Raw genomic sequence first — 16,530 nt, 5'->3', positions numbered from 1 at the left:
GTGCGGAGATCAGCAGACTGTAATGATGAGGCCCCCGCACGTGTTGACTCAGACCACCACCAGGGTCCTTGAACCGAGTGACCTGGACGCCGCGCTCGCCGTGCTCGACCGCGAGCCGGTGGCCAACGCCTTCGTGACCTCACGGGTCCGGGTCGCGGGCCTCGACCCCTGGCGCCTCGGCGGCGAGATGTGGGGCTGGTACCAGGACGGAATGCTGGAGTCCCTCTGCTACGCGGGCGCGAACCTCGTCCCGATCTGCGCGACCCCGCGAGCGATCCGCGCCTTCGCCGACCGCGCCCGCAGGGCAGGCCGCCGCTGCTCCTCCATAGTCGGCCCCGCCGAGCCCACGGCCCAGCTCTGGCGCCTCCTCGAACCCTCCTGGGGCCCCGCCCGCGAAGTCCGCGCCCAGCAGCCCCTGATGGTCACCGACCGGCTCCCGGCGGACATCGTCCCCGATCCGTACGTCCGTCGCGTCCGCAAGGACGAGATGGAGACGATCATGCCTGCGTGCGTGGCGATGTTCACCGAGGAGGTCGGCATCTCGCCGCTCGCCGGCGACGGCGGCCTGCTCTACCAGGCCCGCGTCGCCGAACTGGTCGGCGCGGGCCGCTCGTTCGCGCGCCTCGACCGTGACGGCAAGGTCATCTTCAAGGCCGAGATCGGCGCGGCCACGGCGCAGGCCTGCCAGGTGCAGGGCGTCTGGGTGGCCCCCGAGTACCGCGGCCAGGGCTACGCGGCGCCCGGCATGGCAGCCGTCCTGCGCTACGCCCTCGCGGACGTCTCCCCGGTCGTCAGCCTCTACGTCAACGACTTCAACACCGCGGCCAGGGCGGCGTACCGGCGGGTGGGCTTCCAGGAGGTCGGGGCGTTCATGAGCGTCCTGTTCTAGCTCCCCCTTCCAGCCCCCGGCGACTCCCGCGACCCGCACCGCGCCCCTCACCCACCCCGCGTCCGCGAGTTAAAGTTCGGCGCATGACTGACGACGTCGCGATCGGGCCCCTGGACCTCGCCACGCACGTGGACGAAGCGCTGCGGGTGCAGGCCCACGCCTTCGGGCTCAGCGACGACGAGGTGTCCGTACGGCGGCAGATCGTGCTGCGGCACATCACCTACCCCGGCGCCCGCGCCCTTGGCGCCACCACCCCCGAGGGCCGGCTCGTCGGCTTCGTCTACGGCATGCCCAACGACCGCGGCCACTGGTGGTCCACGGTCGTCGAACCGTATCTGCGCGCCGGTGACCTGGACGGATGGCTCGACGACTCCTTCGTGATCACCGAGCTCCACGTCCAGCCCGGACACCAGAACCGCGGAGTCGGCCGCACCCTGATCACCACCATCACGGACGCCGTCCGCCAGCCCCGCTCGATCCTCTCCGCGATCGACACGGAGAGCCCCGCACGCGGCCTCTACCGCTCCCTGGGCTACGCGGACCTGGCCCGCAACGTCCAGTTCCCCAGCGCATCGAGGCCGTACGCGGTGATGGGTGCCCCGCTGCCGCTCAGGCGGCCGGGCGCCTAACCGATTTCCGCCCGCGCCCACGGCCCGCGTAACCTCCTGCCCATCACCCTTTCCACGCAGGAGTTCACCATGGCCCAGGTCCAGCGCATGTCCCGATTGATGATCAAGACACTGCGCGACGACCCGGCGGACGCCGAGACGCTCAACCACAAGCTCCTCGTCCGGGCCGGATACGTCCGCCGCACCGCCGCAGGCATCTGGTCCTGGCTGCCGCTCGGCAAGAAGGTCCTGGAGAACATCACCCACGTCGTGCGCGAGGAGATGGACGCCATCGACGCCCAGGAGGTCCTGCTGCCCGCGCTCCTGCCCAAGGAGTCGTACGACGCCACGGGCCGCTACGACGAGTACGGCGACCTGCTGTTCCGCCTCAAGGACCGCAAGGGCGCGGACTACCTCCTCGGTCCCACGCACGAGGAGATCTTCACCCAGATCGTCAAGGACCAGTGCTCGTCCTACAAGGACCTGCCGGTGATCCTGTACCAGATCCAGACGAAGTACCGCGACGAGGCCCGTCCCCGCGCCGGTGTGCTCCGCGGCCGCGAGTTCCAGATGAAGGACTCGTACTCCTTCGACACGACCGACGAGGGCCTTGGCGAGTCCTACGACCTGCACCGCGCCGCGTACATCAAGATCTTCGAGCGCCTCGGCCTCGACCACCGCATCGTCTCCGCCGTCTCCGGCGCGATGGGCGGCTCCGCGTCCGAGGAGTTCCTGGCGCCCGCGCCGGCCGGCGAGGACACCTTCGTGGACTGCCCCGCCTGCGACTACGCGGCCAACACGGAGGCGGTCTCCTTCGTCGTCACCGAGACCGCCGACGGCTCGGCGCACGGCCCGGTCGAGGACCTGGACACCCCCGACACCCCGACCATCGAGACCCTCGCGGCCCACCTGGGCGTGCCCGCGTCCGCGACCCTGAAGAACCTCCTGGTCAAGGTCGACGGCGAGATCGTCGCCGTGGGCGTCCCCGGTGACCGCGAGGTCGACCTCGGCAAGCTCGGCGAGCACCTCTCGCCCGCCGTCGTGGAACTGGTGACGGCCGAGGACTTCGAGGGCCGCGACGATCTCGTACGCGGATACGTCGGCCCGCAGGGCCTGGACAAGGTCCGCTACATCGCCGACCCGCGGGTGGCCCCGGGAACCGCCTGGATCACCGGCGCGAACAAGGCCGACACGCACGCCAAGAACGTCGTCGCGGGCCGAGACTTCGAGGTCGACGACTACCTCGACGTCGTGGTCGTCGAGGAGGGCGACCCCTGCCCCAAGTGCGGCACAGGACTGAAGCTGGACCGCGCCATCGAGATCGGCCACATCTTCCAGCTCGGCCGCAAGTTCGCCGACGCCTTCCAGCTGGACGTCCTGGGCCAGCAGGGCAAGCCGGTCCGCGTGACCATGGGCTCGTACGGCATCGGCGTCTCGCGCGCGGTGGCGGCGCTCGCCGAGCAGACGGCGGACGACAAGGGCCTGTGCTGGCCCAAGGAGATCGCCCCCGCCGACGTCCACGTGGTGGCCGCGGGCAAGGCCCTCCAGACGGAACTCGCCCTCGACGTCTCCGAGCAGCTGAACGCCGCGGGCGTCCGGGTCCTGGTCGACGACCGGGCGGGCGTCTCGCCCGGCGTGAAGTTCACCGACGCCGAGCTGATCGGTGTCCCGACCATCCTGGTGGCGGGCCGCCGCTCCGCCGAGGGAGTCGTGGAACTGAAGGACCGCCGCACGGGCGAGCGCGAGGAGCTGACGGTGGCGGAGGCCGTTGCGCGGCTGACCGCCTGAGGTATTTCAGCCTGTCCGGCGATTGAGGACGAACCCGGCGAAGCCGGTGACCGACGGTAAGCATCGGTCCCGGCGGAGCCGGGTTTCCGGGAAAGGGCGGGATGGGGGAAAGCCCCGCAGGGACCGCCCCTACAACCACCCCGCGAACTCCAGCAGCAGCTCCGCATCCTGCTCACGGCCCACCCGCCGTGCCCGCACCCCGGACTCCACGGCCCGGAACAGGGTCCACCCCCGCAGCCGCTCCTGATCCACGTCCAGGGACTCGGCCAGCTTCTTCACCCGGCGGCGGGTGATCGACGCCCCGGAGGGCGAGGCGATCAGGTCCTCCACCCGGTCCCGCACCAGACGCGCCAGGTCGAACGCACACTCGCCCACCACTGGATCAGGCCCCACGGCCAGCCACGGCACCCGATCCCCCTGGAGCACCTTGCTCTGCCGGAAGGTGCCGTGCAGCAGCCGCACCTCCGCGTCCCCGCCCAGCAACTCGTCCCGCGCCGCGAGCGCCGCGTCGACCAGCGGTGCGACCTCCGCGTCCGCGGACGCCCGCATCGCGTCGGCCTGCCGCCCCGTCCGCTCGGCGACCGTCTCGAAACGGTGCTCGGCGGGCGGCTCCACCCACAGCCGGCGCAGCGTGCCCGCCGCTTCGAGCAGGGCCTTGGCCTCGGGCAGCGAACGGACCGAGACATCGCGGTGCAGCCGCTCGAGCAGGAGCGCCCCGTCCGACGCGGCGGGATCGAGGAGCCGTACGGCACCGAACCCGCCCCAGTGCGCGAGCGCGGCCCGCTCGCCGGCGGGACGCGACCTCGGCGGTACCAGCTTGAGCACCGCGGGCGTGCCGTCGGCGCACCGCACCAGGACGACGAGGCTGCTGCGCCCGCCGGGCACATGGACCCGTTCGACGGTCAACTCGCGTAGAGCGGCGGCCTCTTCAGCTGCCTCGGGCAGCTTCTCCAGCCAGTCGTCGCCGTCCTGCGCCGTCTCGCCGAGAGCGGTGACGAGACGCGGAGGCGGTTGGAGAGCCATACGCGAGGTGTTCCCTTCCAGACGGTCGTGAGGCCTACGCCTTGGGCGTCGCCGGTGCGGAGCTGTCCGCCCCGGCGACACGCTCGGCGAGACCAGGGAAGGCTACGCTCCCCTCGCGCCACCGCGCCGCACGGACCGCTGCCTCCCGCAGCGCCTCGGCCGCCCGCCCGCGCCGGGCGCCGGTGGAAGCGCGTACGAGATCCGAGTAGACGCCCGCGACCCGCTCCTCCAGCTGCGTCGCGAGCCGCGCGGCCGCCGCGGAGTCCGGCACCGCGAACGGCAGGGCGTAGGCGGCGGCCGATGCCTCGGGCTCGCCGCCCAGGTCGCGCACGGCGCGCTGCAACTCGTCGCGCCGGGCGCGATGCGCGTCGTACGCCGTGCGGGCCTCGGCCCTGCGGCTCTCGCCGATCCGGCCGCCGACGACCCCGAAGCCGTACACGGCGGCGTGCTCGGCGCCGAGGGCCGCCTGTACCGCCTTCAACTCGTCCTTGGTGTCGCTCACTTGTCGCCCTCCGTCAGCAGATACGCGTGCGCCGCGCCCGCGGCGGCCACCGAAGCCAGCAGCCTCGCCAGCTCCGCGGGCGCGTCGAGCAGGGCTTTCCCGCGCTGCTTCGCAAGCTCACGCTCGGCCTTGGCGAGGTCGCGCACGGCGTCCTTCTCGTCCTCGGGGACGGCGGGCTTCGGCGCGGGCGACCCGGAGGGGGATCCGGAAGCGGAGGGAGAACCGGACGGCGAGGCCGGGGGAGCGGCCCCCTCGCCGAGGACCGCCGCGTGCCGCTTCACCTCCGACCGCAGCGGACCTAGGCGTCCGGCCAGCGAGGGGTGCGCGGCGATGACGGCGTCATACCGCCCGAGCAGTTCCTTGCTGTCCACGGCGGCACCGGCGCGCAGTCGTGCGGTGGCGGAAGGATTCTCGTCCGCGTCGGTGGAATCGGAGTCCGAGCAGCCCGGCAGCAGCACGGCCCCGGCCGCCGAGGCGGCGGCCCCGGTCAGCAGAGTCCTGCGGCGCGGACCCTGGCGGGGGTGCGAGGGGGTGGGATACGACGGCACGGCAGACGTCCTCGGCAGGAAGGCCAGAAAGGCAGGCAGTCAGAAGGTGGGCGGGCGAAGCCGGGCGGGAGCCCGGTGATCACCGTACCTTCGGCCGTGCCTCGTACTCGTGAGCGGCTCGAAGCCGGGCGCCCGGCGTCCGCAGAGCGGCCGGACGGCGGGCGGCAACACCCCTCGGGACCGGATACCCTTTGACCTGACACACGACGATCCCACAACAGCACACGCGGCCGAGGAGTCACCCGGATGAGCACCACCCAGAGCGAGAGGCTGCGAGAACTGCTGGAACCGCTCGTCAGCTCGAAGGAACTGGATCTCGAAGAGATCGAAGTGGCCTCGGTCGGACGCAAGCGGGTGCTGCGAGTCGTGATCGATTCGGACGACGGCGTGGACCTGGACCAGATCGCCGAGATCAGCCGCGAACTCTCCGAGAAGCTCGACGAGAGCGACGCGATGGGCGACGGGGAGTACACCCTCGAAGTCGGTTCCCCGGGCGCCGAGCGCCCGCTGACGGAGCACCGCCACTACCTGCGTGCCGTCGGCCGCCTGGTGAAGTTCCAGCTGACGGAGGGCGGCGAGCTGACCGCCCGCATCCTCGAGGTGGACGACGAAGGCGTGGATCTGGAAGTACCGGGCGTGAAGGGGCGCAAGCCCACCGCCCGCAGGCTCACCTTCGACGAGATCGCCAAGGCGCGCGTCGAGGTCGAGTTCAACCGCAAGGACAAGAAGGAAGAGGAGGCGTAGCCGTGGACATCGACATGAGTGCCCTGCGGGGTCTGGTCCGGGAGAAGGAGATCTCCTTCGACCTGCTGGTCGAGGCGATCGAGTCGGCCCTCCTCATCGCCTACCACCGCACCGACGGCAGCTTCCGTCGCGCACGCGTGAAGCTGGACCGCGACAGCGGCCACGTCACGGTGTGGGCGACGGAGGACCCGGCGGACCTGGAAGAGGGCCAGGAGCCCAAGGAGTTCGACGACACCCCGTCCGACTTCGGCCGCATCGCCGCGACGACCGCCAAGCAGGTCATCCTGCAGCGCCTGCGCGACGCCCAGGACGACGCGACCCTCGGCGAGTACGCGGGCCGCGAGGGCGACATCGTCACCGGCGTCGTCCAGCAGGGCCGCGACCCGAAGAACGTGCTCGTCGACATCGGCAAGCTCGAGGCCATCCTGCCGGTGCAGGAGCAGGTGCCCGGCGAGGAGTACGGCCACGGCCTGCGCCTTCGTTCGTACGTCGTCCGGGTGGCCAAGGGTGTCCGCGGCCCCTCGGTCACGCTCTCCCGTACGCACCCCAACCTCGTCAAGAAGCTCTTCGCGCTCGAGGTGCCGGAGATCGCCGACGGGTCGGTCGAGATCTCGGCCATCGCCCGCGAGGCCGGACACCGCACCAAGATCGCGGTGCGCTCGACCCGCTCGGGCCTCAACGCCAAGGGTGCCTGCATCGGTCCGATGGGCCAGCGCGTGCGCAACGTCATGGCCGAGCTCAACGGCGAGAAGATCGACATCGTGGACTGGTCGGACGACCCGGCCGAGATGGTCGCCCACGCGCTCTCCCCGGCCCGGGTCAGCAAGGTGGAGATCGTCGACCTCGCGGCCCGGTCCGCGCGGGTGACGGTGCCGGACTACCAGCTGTCCCTCGCCATCGGCAAGGAGGGCCAGAACGCCCGTCTCGCCGCGCGGCTCACGGGCTGGCGCATCGACATCCGCCCGGACACCGAGCAGCCGCAGGGCTCCTCCGAGGCCTGATCGAGTCCTGAGAGGCCTGATCGAGTCCTGATCAAGACAACAGCCGTTCGATTTTTGCCCCAAAGGGGTGAGGTCGGTGCGGGGAGGTAGACTTAATCGTGTCTGGCCGGACGCAAGCCCGCGCATGCCCTGAACGCACCTGTGTGGGGTGCCGGGAGCGAGCGGCCAAGAGCGATCTGCTGCGCATCGTGGCGAAAGGGGGCGCTTGCGCCCCCGATCCAAGCGGTACGCTGCCCGGCCGGGGTGCGTATATCCACCCCGTCCCGGTCTGTCTCGACCTGGCGGTCCGACGCAGAGCGTTCCCGAGGGCCTTCCGGGCCCCGGGCCCGCTCGACACGGCGGATTTGCGCCGAGCCGTCGAGACAGTTGCCCAGCAGGCAACACCGTAAGGAAGGTCGCGCGGAACCCCGCGCGGCCCTGGTATTCCGCGAGTTGGAAGTAGGTCGAGATTGCGATGAGCACTCGATGAGCACGCGATGAGTACGCCCATGAAGTAGCGACGGTCCGGCGTAACCCGGACCTAAAAGGAGCGAAGTGGCTAAGGTCCGGGTATACGAGCTCGCCAAGGAGTTCGGCGTAGAGAGCAAGGTCGTCATGGCCAAGCTCCAAGAACTCGGTGAATTCGTACGTTCGGCGTCCTCGACGATCGAGGCGCCCGTTGTACGCAAACTGACTGACGCATTGAACCAGGGCGGTGGCAACGGCAAGGCCGCCGCCAAGCCCGGGGCGCCGCGCAAGCAGGCCGCCCCCAAGCCGCCGTCGCCCTCGGGCTCGGCGTCTCCCTCTCCCGCGCAGGCCGCCCGTCCGGGTCCGGCCGCGCCCAAGCCGCCGGCGGCCAAGCCCGCCGCCGCGGCCGACAAGCCCGCGGCCTCGCCGGCCACCCCCGGCCCGCGCCCGGGTCCCAAGCCGCCGACGCCCAAGCCGGCCCCGGCAGCTCCGGCTGCCCCGGCCGCGCCCGCCGCGCCGGTCACCCCGGCTCCGGCCGCCCCGGAGTTCACCGCTCCGCCGGCCGCCCCGGCTGCCTCCTCGGCACCGGCAGGCCCGCGTCCGGGTGCTCGCCCGGGTGCCCCGAAGCCCGGTGCCCGTCCGGCCCCCGGCCAGGGCGGTCAGGGTCAGGGCGGTCGTGGCGACCGCGGCGACAACCGTCAGGGCGCCCCGCGTCCCGGCGGCCAGGGCGGCGCCCCGCGCCCCGGTGGCCGTCCGGCAGGACCGCGTCCCGGCAACAACCCCTTCACCTCTGGTGGCTCCACCGGCATGGCGCGCCCGCAGGCGCCCCGTCCGGGCGGCGCCCCGCGTCCCGGCGGCCAGGGTGGCCCCGGCGGTCCCGGCGGCGCCCCGCGCCCGCAGGGCCAGGGCGGCGGCCAGGGTGCTCCTCGTCCGCAGGGCCAGGGCGGCGCTCGCCCGACGCCCGGCGGCATGCCCCGTCCGCAGGGTGGTGCCCCGCGTCCCGGCGGCGCCCCCGGTGGCGGCGGTAACCGTCCGAACCCGGGCATGATGCCGCAGCGTCCCGCCGCGGGCCCGCGTCCCGGCGGCGGTCCCGGCGGTGGCCGTGGTCCCGGCGGTGGCGGTCGTCCCGGTGGTGGCGGCGGTCGTCCCGGTGGCGGCGGCGGCTTCGCCGGTCGTCCCGGCGGCGGTGGCGGCGGCTTCGCCGGTCGTCCCGGTGGTCCCGGTGGCGGTGGCGGCGGCTTCGCCGGTCGTCCCGGTGGCGGCGGTCGTCCCGGCTTCGGTGGTCGTCCCGGCGGTCCCGGTGCCCGTGGTGGCACGCAGGGTGCCTTCGGCCGTCCCGGCGGGCCCGCCCGTCGCGGTCGCAAGTCGAAGCGGCAGAGGCGCCAGGAGTACGAGTCGATGCAGGCCCCGTCGGTCGGCGGCGTCATGCTGCCGAGGGGCAACGGCCAGGCGGTCCGCCTGTCCCGTGGTGCCTCGCTGACCGACTTCGCCGAGAAGATCAACGCCAACCCGGCGTCGCTCGTCGGCGTGATGATGAACCTCGGCGAGATGGTCACGGCCACGCAGTCCGTGCCGGACGAGACGCTGAAGCTTCTCGCGGACGAGATGAACTTCGTCCTCGAGATCGTCAGCCCCGAGGAGGAGGACCGCGAGCTGCTCGAGTCCTTCGACATCGAGTTCGGCGAGGACGAGGGCGGCGAGGAAGCGCTCATGGCGCGTCCGCCCGTCGTCACGGTCATGGGTCACGTCGACCACGGAAAGACCCGCCTCCTGGACGCGATCCGCAAGACGAACGTCATTGCGGGCGAGGCCGGCGGCATCACGCAGCACATCGGTGCGTACCAGGTCTCCGCCGAGGTCAACGACGAAGACCGCAAGATCACCTTCATCGACACCCCCGGTCACGAGGCGTTCACCGCCATGCGTGCCCGTGGTGCGAAGTCCACCGACATCGCGATCCTCGTGGTCGCGGCGAACGACGGTGTGATGCCGCAGACGATCGAGGCGCTGAACCACGCCAAGGCGGCCGACGTGCCGATCGTGGTCGCGGTCAACAAGATCGACGTCGAGGGTGCCGACCCGACCAAGGTGCGCGGTCAGCTCACCGAGTTCGGTCTGGTCGCCGAGGAGTACGGCGGCGACACGATGTTCGTCGACATCTCCGCCAAGCAGGGCCAGAACATCGAGGCCCTCCTGGAGGCCGTGGTCCTGACCGCGGACGCCTCGCTCGACCTGCGGGCCAACCCGGAGCAGGACGCGCAGGGTATTGCGATCGAGTCCCACCTGGACAAGGGCCGCGGCGCCGTCGCGACCGTCCTGGTCCAGCGCGGTACCCTCCGCGTCGGTGACACGATGGTGGTCGGCGACGCGTACGGCCGAGTCCGCGCGATGCTCGACGACAAGGGCGAGAACGTGAGCGAGGCGGGTCCCTCGACCCCGGTCCTCGTCCTCGGTCTCACCAACGTGCCGGGTGCCGGCGACAACTTCCTGGTCGTCGACGAGGACCGTACGGCCCGTCAGATCGCCGAGAAGCGTGCCGCCCGTGAGCGCAACGTCCGCTTCGCCCGCAAGGGTGTGCGGTTCTCCCTGGAGAACCTGGACGAGGCCCTCAAGGCCGGTCTGGTGCAGGAACTCAACCTCATCATCAAGGGCGACGCGTCCGGTTCGGTGGAGGCTCTCGAGTCTTCGCTGCTCCAGCTCGACGTCGGCGAAGAGGTCGACATCCGCGTCCTGCACCGCGGCGTGGGTGCGGTCACCGAGTCGGACATCGACCTGGCGACCGGCTCCGACGCGATCGTGATCGGCTTCAACGTCCGTGCGGCCGGTCGTGCCGCGCAGATGGCCGACCGCGAAGGCGTGGACGTCCGGTACTACTCGGTCATCTACCAGGCGATCGAAGAGATCGAAGCGGCCCTCAAGGGCATGCTCAAGCCGGAGTACGAAGAGGTCGAGCTCGGCACGGCGGAGATCCGCGAGATCTTCCGCTCGTCCAAGCTGGGCAACATCGCCGGTGTTCTTGTCCGGTCGGGCGAGGTCAAGCGCAACACCAAGGCGCGCCTCATCCGCGACGGCAAGGTCATCGCGGAGAGCCTCAACATCTCCGGTCTGCGCCGCTTCAAGGACGACGTCACCGAGATCCGCGAAGGGTTCGAGGGCGGTATCAACCTCGGCAACTTCAACGACATCAAGATCGACGACGTCATCGCGACGTACGAGATGCGCGAGAAGCCGCGAGGCTGATCACCGCAGCTCATGTCGGGGCCGGTCGAGGGGAGTGAAATCCCGTCGATCGGCCCCGGCCGTTCCGTGTACGGTTCTTGTGTCCCTGCCAAGTGGTTGGCGGGGCACGACCCCGAACCGGCGGGACATCCGGACACACATGTATGTGGGGACTCTGTCCTTCGATCTGCTCCTCGGCGACGTTCGCTCGCTGAAGGAGAAACGCTCCGTCGTCCGCCCTATCGTCGCCGAACTCATCCGCAAGTACGCGGTGAGCGCGGCGGAAACCGGGAACCAGGACCTCCATCGCAGGGCCGAGATCGGCCTGGCGATGGTCTCCGGGGAGACGGGGCACCTCACCGACGTACTGGACCGGTGCGAGCGCATGGTCGCCGCCCGTCCCGAGGTGGAGCTGCTCTCCGTTCGACGCAGGCTCCACGGCGACGAAGACTGATTGCACAGCAAGGCGAAGAAGGAGACGGAGCAGTGGCCGACAACGCGCGGGCGAAAAGGCTGGCGGACCTCATCCGAGAGGTGGTTGCCCAGAAGCTGCAGCGCGGGATCAAGGACCCGCGGCTCGGTACGCATGTGACCATCACGGACACCCGGGTCACGGGTGACCTGCGGGAGGCGACCGTCTTCTACACGGTCTACGGGGACGACGAGGACCGCGCGTCGGCCGCCGCCGGCCTGGAGAGCGCCAAGGGCGTCCTCCGTTCGGCGGTCGGCGCGGCGGCGGGCGTGAAGTTCACCCCGAGCCTCACCTTCGTGGCGGACGCGCTGCCGGACAACGCACGGGCCATCGAGGACCTCCTCGACAAGGCCCGCCTCTCGGACGAGAAGGTGCGCGAGGTGTCCGCGGGCGCCGAGTTCGCCGGCGGGGCCGACCCGTACCGCAAGCCCGAGGACGAGGCAGACGACGAAACGGACGGCGACGCCCGCGCATGAGCAACACCGGCAACAAGACGCCGGACGGCCTTGTCATCGTCGACAAGCCGTCCGGCTTCACTTCGCATGACGTGGTGGCCAAGATGCGCGGGATCGCCAAGACCCGCCGCGTCGGCCACGCGGGCACCCTCGACCCCATGGCGACGGGCGTGCTCGTCCTCGGCGTCGAGCGGGCAACCAAACTCCTCGGCCACCTCGCGCTGACGGAGAAGGAGTATCTCGGCACGATCCGGCTCGGCCAGAACACGGTCACGGACGACGCCGAGGGAGAGCTGACCTCGTCCGCCGACGCGTCGGGCATCAAGCGCGACGCCATCGACGCGGGCATCGCCAAGCTCTCCGGCGACATCATGCAGGTGCCGTCGAAGGTCAGCGCCATCAAGATCGACGGCAAGCGGTCGTACACCAGGGCGCGCGAGGGCGAGGACTTCGAGATCCCCGCCCGCCCGGTGAAGATCTCCGCATTCACCGTGTACGACGTCAGGGACGCGGTGGCCGAGGACGGCACCCCCGTACTCGACCTGGTCGTGTCGGTGGTCTGCTCGTCGGGGACGTACATCCGCGCCCTCGCCCGTGACCTCGGCGCGGATCTCGGGGTCGGCGGCCATCTGACGGCGCTGCGGCGCACCCGCGTCGGGCCGTACAAGCTGGATTCCGCCAAGACCATCGACCAGCTCCAGGAGGAGCTGACGGTGATGCCGGTGGCGGATGCGGCCGCCGCCGCGTTCCCGCGCTGGGACGTGGACGAGAAGCGGGCGCGGCTGCTGCTCAACGGCGTACGGATCGAGATGCCGGAGGAGTACGCGGGAGTCGGGGCCGTCGCCGTCTTCGACCCGGAGGGCCGGTTCCTGGTGCTTGCCGAGGAGCTGAAGGGCAAGGCCAAGAGCCTGGCCGTCTTCGCCTGAGCCCGGGCGATCTCGCCAGGGCTGCTTCGCCCGGGCCGATCGTGCCCGGGCCGGCCCGTTCGCGGGTCTTCGCCGTGGAGCGGCGGACAGCTGTGCGTGTGGCAGCGCGCCGCTCCACGGCAACTCCCCCCACCTCAAGTTGTATCCATCGCGCCCTGCCGATTCACCCCATCAGGTGGGCGCTCGGAGTGAAATGAGGGAGTGGAAGGGGGCGCGTTCGCGACGCGTTCTGTCCCGCTGATCACCGCCGACCTACGGTCAGTAGATACGGGGCGTTCGCGGGAGGTTCGGGCATGGCGGGACAAAGTGACCCGACGGCGCTCGACCGTGCCCTGGTACGGATCTGCGATCTGGCCGGGCGCCCGCGGGGGATGGGATTCGCCGCCGACGACCATGGCACGGTGATCACCAGCCATGAAGCCGTCGACGGTCTCGCGCGGCTCGTGCTGCACGCGGCGGGGGAGCGCGTCTGCGTGGCGACCGCCGACGCCGTGGTGGCCCTCCCCGAAGCCGACCTGGCCCTCGTTCGCACGGAGGGTCTCGGCCTGCGCCCCCTGCCCGTCACGATCCGTGACACCGTCCCCGTCGGCACCTACGTCCACCTCGTCGCGCGCGGCCGGCGTGAGGCGCGGGTCCTCGGTCCGGCGCCGGTGACGTACACCGCGACGGACCGCTTCCATCTGCTCGACGGCGCCATGGAGCTGGCGATCGGTACGGACGGCGCGGACGCGCTGCGGCTCGGGGGCGGGGCCGCGGGCGGCCCTGTCGTCGACGTCTCGTCCGGCGCCGTGCTGGCCGTCCTCGGGACCGCGCTGCACGGCGAGCACAGCGCGGCGGGGTTCGCCGTGCCGCTGCGGGAGGCTGCCGCCGCCGATCCGGGAGGGCCGCTCGCCGAGCTCCTCGCCCGTAACGCGGCGACCGTTCCCGCGTACGGCTGCGATCTGAACCTGGCGGGCGCGCTGCACCTCGCGGCGACCTCGGTGGGCTCCGACGGGCCGCGGCCCGCCCTCCTCGAACCGGTCGAACGCCCGGACACCACGCGGGAGTTGACCGAATTCACCGCCGGAACCGCACAGGTGCTCGGCCTCGTCGGCGACCCCGGAACCGGCCGTACGACGGAACTCACCGCCCTGGCGGCCTGCCGCGCGCGCGGCACCGAACCGGCCCCCACGCTGTGGCTGCGCGGCGCCGACCTCCAGGGCGCGGACACGGGCGTGGGCGACGCCGTCGAGCGTGCCCTTGAGCGGGCCGGGCGGATCCTGGAGGCCGCGGACGGCTCGCTCGCCGATGCGGAGGACGGGCTCGGGGACATCTCCGCGGGGCGGGTCGCGCGGCTCGTGCGGGACGAGGGGCGGGCGTTGTTGCTGCTGCTCGACGGGCCCGAGGAGATGCCGCCGGTCCTCGCCCACCGGCTCGCGGAGTGGAGCGCGGGCACGGCCGGCTGGCTGCGGGAGACGGGCGCGCGGCTGGTGGTGGGCTGCCGTGCCGAGTACTGGGAGGAGGCCGGGGCGCACTTTCCCGCGGCGCTCTCGGCGGGGTGCGTGCAGTTGGGGGATCTGCCCGAGGAGCAGGCGCGGACCGCCCGTGCGCGGTACGGCATCCCGGACGGAGCGCTCGCCGGGGCCGATGCGCGGCATCCACTCGCCCTGCGGCTGCTGGCCGAGGTGCGGGCGGCCCTGCCGGACGAGCCGCCGCCGGGGCGCCCGGACCGCGAGGAGATCTTCGAGGCCTACCTCGACGTGCTGTGCCTGCGGGTGGCGGTGCGGCTCGCGGCGGCGAACGGACTTCGGGGCGCGGCCGTACGGCGCCTGGCGGCGAAGGTGTCCGGGCAGGTGCACGAGGCTGCGCGGCGGTCTCTGGGGCCGGGGCAGGGGGAGCTCGACCGGGCGTCGTTCGAGGACGTGTTCCCGTGGGGGTCGGGATGGGCGTCCGCGGTCCTCACGGAGGGGCTGCTCGTCCCTGCCGGGGACGGGTACCGCTTCGCGCACGAGGAACTCGCGGACTGGATCCAGGGGACGCATCTGGATGTGGACGGGGCTCTGTGGTCCCTCGTGCACCGGCACCGTCAGGAGGTGCCCGGGGAGGCGGCCCTGCCGGTGCCCCGGCACCGGGTCGGTCCCGTGATCCAGGCCCTGCTGTTCCTGGGCCGCCAGCGGGGCCCCGGGGAACTGGAGGCGCGGCTGCGGGACTTGGCGCAGTTCACGGCGTCCTGCCCGGCGCCGGTTGCGTCGGCCCCCGGCGGCGTGGGCAGGCGTTCCGCAGGGTGGGCGCAACCCCAGGCGCCGGGTGCCGATGAACCGGGGGACGCGGGCAACGCCCCAGCGCCGCCGGGTGCCGATGAACCGGGAGACGCGGGCCACGATCCCGCACCGCCGGGGGCAGCGGACGATGCCCGGTGGTGGGCCGGTCACCTGGTCAGGGAGACCCTCTCGCGGGTGGGCGACGCGGGGCCCTACCTCGGGCTGCTCGAAGACCTCGCCCGGCAGCGCAGCTACCCCGCCGAGTTCTGGCTGACCCTGCCCCTCGCCGACGACGACCGCTTCGACCTGCTGCGCACGGCAGTCATCCACGACCCCCCGCCCGGCCCCCCGCAGGGACGCCGCTGCCTGGACGCGGTAGCCGAACTCCTGGCAGAGAACCCGGCCAGGGTGCAGCCACAACTGACCCGGTGGTTCACCGACGAACGCCCCCTCGAAGCCACCCCCGACGCCACCGTCGCATCCGCGGCCCAGGCGCTCCTCCACACCCACCGGCACCGAGCCATCGACGCCCTCATCGAGCTCCTGGTCGACTGCGCGCACCCCCGCGCCGACGAACTGCTCGCCGCCCTCGCGGAGGAGGAACCCTCGGCCCTCTGCCGCGCGGTGGACCGCTGGGTCCACGACGAACGCCCCGCACGCCACGTCGCCGCCGTCGCCTACGGCCTGCGCGCCGCCCCGCACGCCGCCACGGACGCCGACCGAAGGCTCCTGCGGTACACGGCCTTCGCCCTGCTCGCCCGCACCTCGGACGACACCCTGCACGGCGCCGCCCTCGCCCTCCTCGTGCAGGACCCGCAGACCCGCGCGCGCCACCTGCCGCCCGCCCTGAAGCGCTTCACCGCCGGCGACCCGCAGCTCCCCGCGAGCGCCCTGACCGCCGCCCTGGACACCCACCCGGAGCAGGTGCTCGCGGCTTTCCGGACCCGGCTGTACGGGCCGGGGCCCGCACCGGGCGACGTACTGCGGGCCCTGGCCGACGTGACGGAGCCCCTGCTCGCCCGGCGGGTCGCCGATCTCGTACACGACGTGCTCGAGCTGCGCCCCGACCTGGCGGGGCACGTGGCCGCCTATCTGGACCTGCGGTTCGAGCAGGGGCCCGGCGCCCGCCCCGTACTCCTGCCGCTGGTCACCGGCCTGCTGCGGCACCGCCCGCCCCCGGTGCGCGCCGCCCTCGCCGCGGCCGTCGCCGCGCCCGGCAGCGACGCCTCGCGCGCCCTGCGGACCGAGCTCCTTGAGGTGCTGCTCCGCGGCGAGCGGGAGCCGGAGGTCCTGGACGCCGTGCTCTGCGCCGTGGCGGGCGGCGACGACAAGGAACGGGTCCGTGATCTCGTGCACCGCACCGGCGCGCTGCTCGTCCGCACCCCGGAGGGCGCAACCAGCTTCGACCGGCGTCTGGTCGAGCTCGCCCGTTCCGTACCGGGCTTCTCCGCCCTGGTCGCCCGGTGGATGTGCGCGCACCCGCAGGACTGGTCCGCCCTCGTCGGCCCCAGCTCCCGGCGCATGATCGAGAACCTCGCCGGAGTGCGCGTCCCCGCGTGACCCCCGCCACCCCCTCCGATGCGATCCCGATCGCGCGGGCATGGCAGTCTTAGACCTGCGCAATCGGCAATGGGACGTACCCAGACGTACACAGGTTCGGCGAGGAGC

At 72.3% G+C, this 16,530-nt stretch carries 14 protein-coding genes; 11 read left to right on the top strand and 3 right to left on the bottom strand.

The features are described from left to right. Positions 1 to 40: 40 nt before the first annotated feature. From ACQKIP_RS06365 to ACQKIP_RS06355, 3 genes are all read left to right on the top strand, one after another. Positions 41 to 889, top strand: coding sequence for a GNAT family N-acetyltransferase (locus ACQKIP_RS06365; protein WP_365866649.1), 849 nt, complete (start codon positions 41 to 43; stop codon positions 887 to 889). A gap of 83 nt (positions 890 to 972) precedes the next feature. Then, complete coding sequence (locus ACQKIP_RS06360) at positions 973 to 1,518, top strand: GNAT family N-acetyltransferase (RefSeq protein ID WP_361390091.1); 546 nt, start codon at positions 973 to 975, stop codon at positions 1,516 to 1,518. 69 nt (positions 1,519 to 1,587) lie between these two features. After that, positions 1,588 to 3,285, top strand: a complete 1,698-nt coding sequence (locus tag ACQKIP_RS06355) for a proline--tRNA ligase (RefSeq protein ID WP_365866651.1) — start codon at positions 1,588 to 1,590, stop codon at positions 3,283 to 3,285. 129 nt (positions 3,286 to 3,414) lie between these two features. Here the strand turns inward: ACQKIP_RS06355 and ACQKIP_RS06350 are convergent, their stop codons facing one another. Genes ACQKIP_RS06350 through ACQKIP_RS06340 form a run of 3 tightly spaced genes read right to left on the bottom strand, consistent with a single transcriptional unit; the run spans position 3,415 to position 5,358 of the window. Next, positions 3,415 to 4,308 (bottom strand): aminoglycoside phosphotransferase family protein, encoded by an 894-nt coding sequence (locus ACQKIP_RS06350; RefSeq protein WP_365866653.1) that lies wholly within the window; start codon positions 4,306 to 4,308, stop codon positions 3,415 to 3,417. Between the two features lie 34 nt (positions 4,309 to 4,342). Further along, positions 4,343 to 4,810 (bottom strand): ferritin-like domain-containing protein, encoded by a 468-nt coding sequence (locus ACQKIP_RS06345; RefSeq protein ID WP_365866655.1) that lies wholly within the window; start codon positions 4,808 to 4,810, stop codon positions 4,343 to 4,345. Beyond that, on the bottom strand, positions 4,807 to 5,358 hold the full coding sequence (locus ACQKIP_RS06340; protein ID WP_365866657.1) for a hypothetical protein: 552 nt from the start codon (positions 5,356 to 5,358) through the stop codon (positions 4,807 to 4,809). The genes ACQKIP_RS06345 and ACQKIP_RS06340 overlap by 4 nt, the downstream gene beginning before the upstream one ends. 246 nt (positions 5,359 to 5,604) lie before the next feature. Here ACQKIP_RS06340 and rimP point away from each other — a divergent pair, with 246 nt between their 5' ends. The 8 genes from rimP to ACQKIP_RS06300 all read left to right on the top strand — a co-directional run bounded on the left by rimP (position 5,605) and on the right by ACQKIP_RS06300 (position 16,422). After that, a complete protein-coding gene (rimP, locus tag ACQKIP_RS06335; RefSeq protein ID WP_365866659.1) occupies positions 5,605 to 6,102 on the top strand; it encodes a ribosome maturation factor RimP in 498 nt (165 codons plus the stop codon). A gap of 2 nt (positions 6,103 to 6,104) precedes the next feature. After that, positions 6,105 to 7,103, top strand: coding sequence for a transcription termination factor NusA (gene nusA, locus ACQKIP_RS06330; protein ID WP_365866661.1), 999 nt, complete (start codon positions 6,105 to 6,107; stop codon positions 7,101 to 7,103). 98 nt (positions 7,104 to 7,201) lie between these two features. Further along, the gene (locus tag ACQKIP_RS06325; protein ID WP_363212628.1) at positions 7,202 to 7,492 is read left to right on the top strand and encodes a YlxR family protein; all 291 of its coding nucleotides are present in this window, start codon (positions 7,202 to 7,204) and stop codon (positions 7,490 to 7,492) included. Between the two features lie 145 nt (positions 7,493 to 7,637). Further along, a complete protein-coding gene (gene infB / locus ACQKIP_RS06320) occupies positions 7,638 to 10,790 on the top strand; it encodes a translation initiation factor IF-2 (protein WP_365866663.1) in 3,153 nt (1,050 codons plus the stop codon). 139 nt (positions 10,791 to 10,929) lie between these two features. Continuing rightward, complete coding sequence (locus ACQKIP_RS06315) at positions 10,930 to 11,223, top strand: DUF503 domain-containing protein (RefSeq protein ID WP_365866665.1); 294 nt, start codon at positions 10,930 to 10,932, stop codon at positions 11,221 to 11,223. Between the two features lie 32 nt (positions 11,224 to 11,255). After that, positions 11,256 to 11,717 carry a 30S ribosome-binding factor RbfA gene (rbfA, locus tag ACQKIP_RS06310; RefSeq protein ID WP_365866667.1) on the top strand — a complete coding sequence of 154 codons (462 nt, stop codon included), beginning with the start codon at positions 11,256 to 11,258 and terminating at the stop codon, positions 11,715 to 11,717. Then, positions 11,714 to 12,622: a tRNA pseudouridine(55) synthase TruB gene (gene truB, locus ACQKIP_RS06305; protein WP_365866669.1), complete on the top strand. Its 909-nt coding sequence runs from the start codon at positions 11,714 to 11,716 to the stop codon at positions 12,620 to 12,622. Before rbfA ends, truB begins: the two co-directional genes overlap by 4 nt. 293 nt (positions 12,623 to 12,915) lie before the next feature. Then, positions 12,916 to 16,422 (top strand): trypsin-like peptidase domain-containing protein, encoded by a 3,507-nt coding sequence (locus ACQKIP_RS06300; protein WP_365866671.1) that lies wholly within the window; start codon positions 12,916 to 12,918, stop codon positions 16,420 to 16,422. Positions 16,423 to 16,530 lie beyond the last annotated feature (108 nt).

The organism is Streptomyces sp. NPDC059900, assembly GCF_050270335.1.
Classification (GTDB): Bacteria; Actinomycetota; Actinomycetes; order Streptomycetales; family Streptomycetaceae; genus Streptomyces.
Note: the sequence above shows the minus strand (reverse complement) of the source record. Positions and strands in the feature narration are given on the sequence as shown.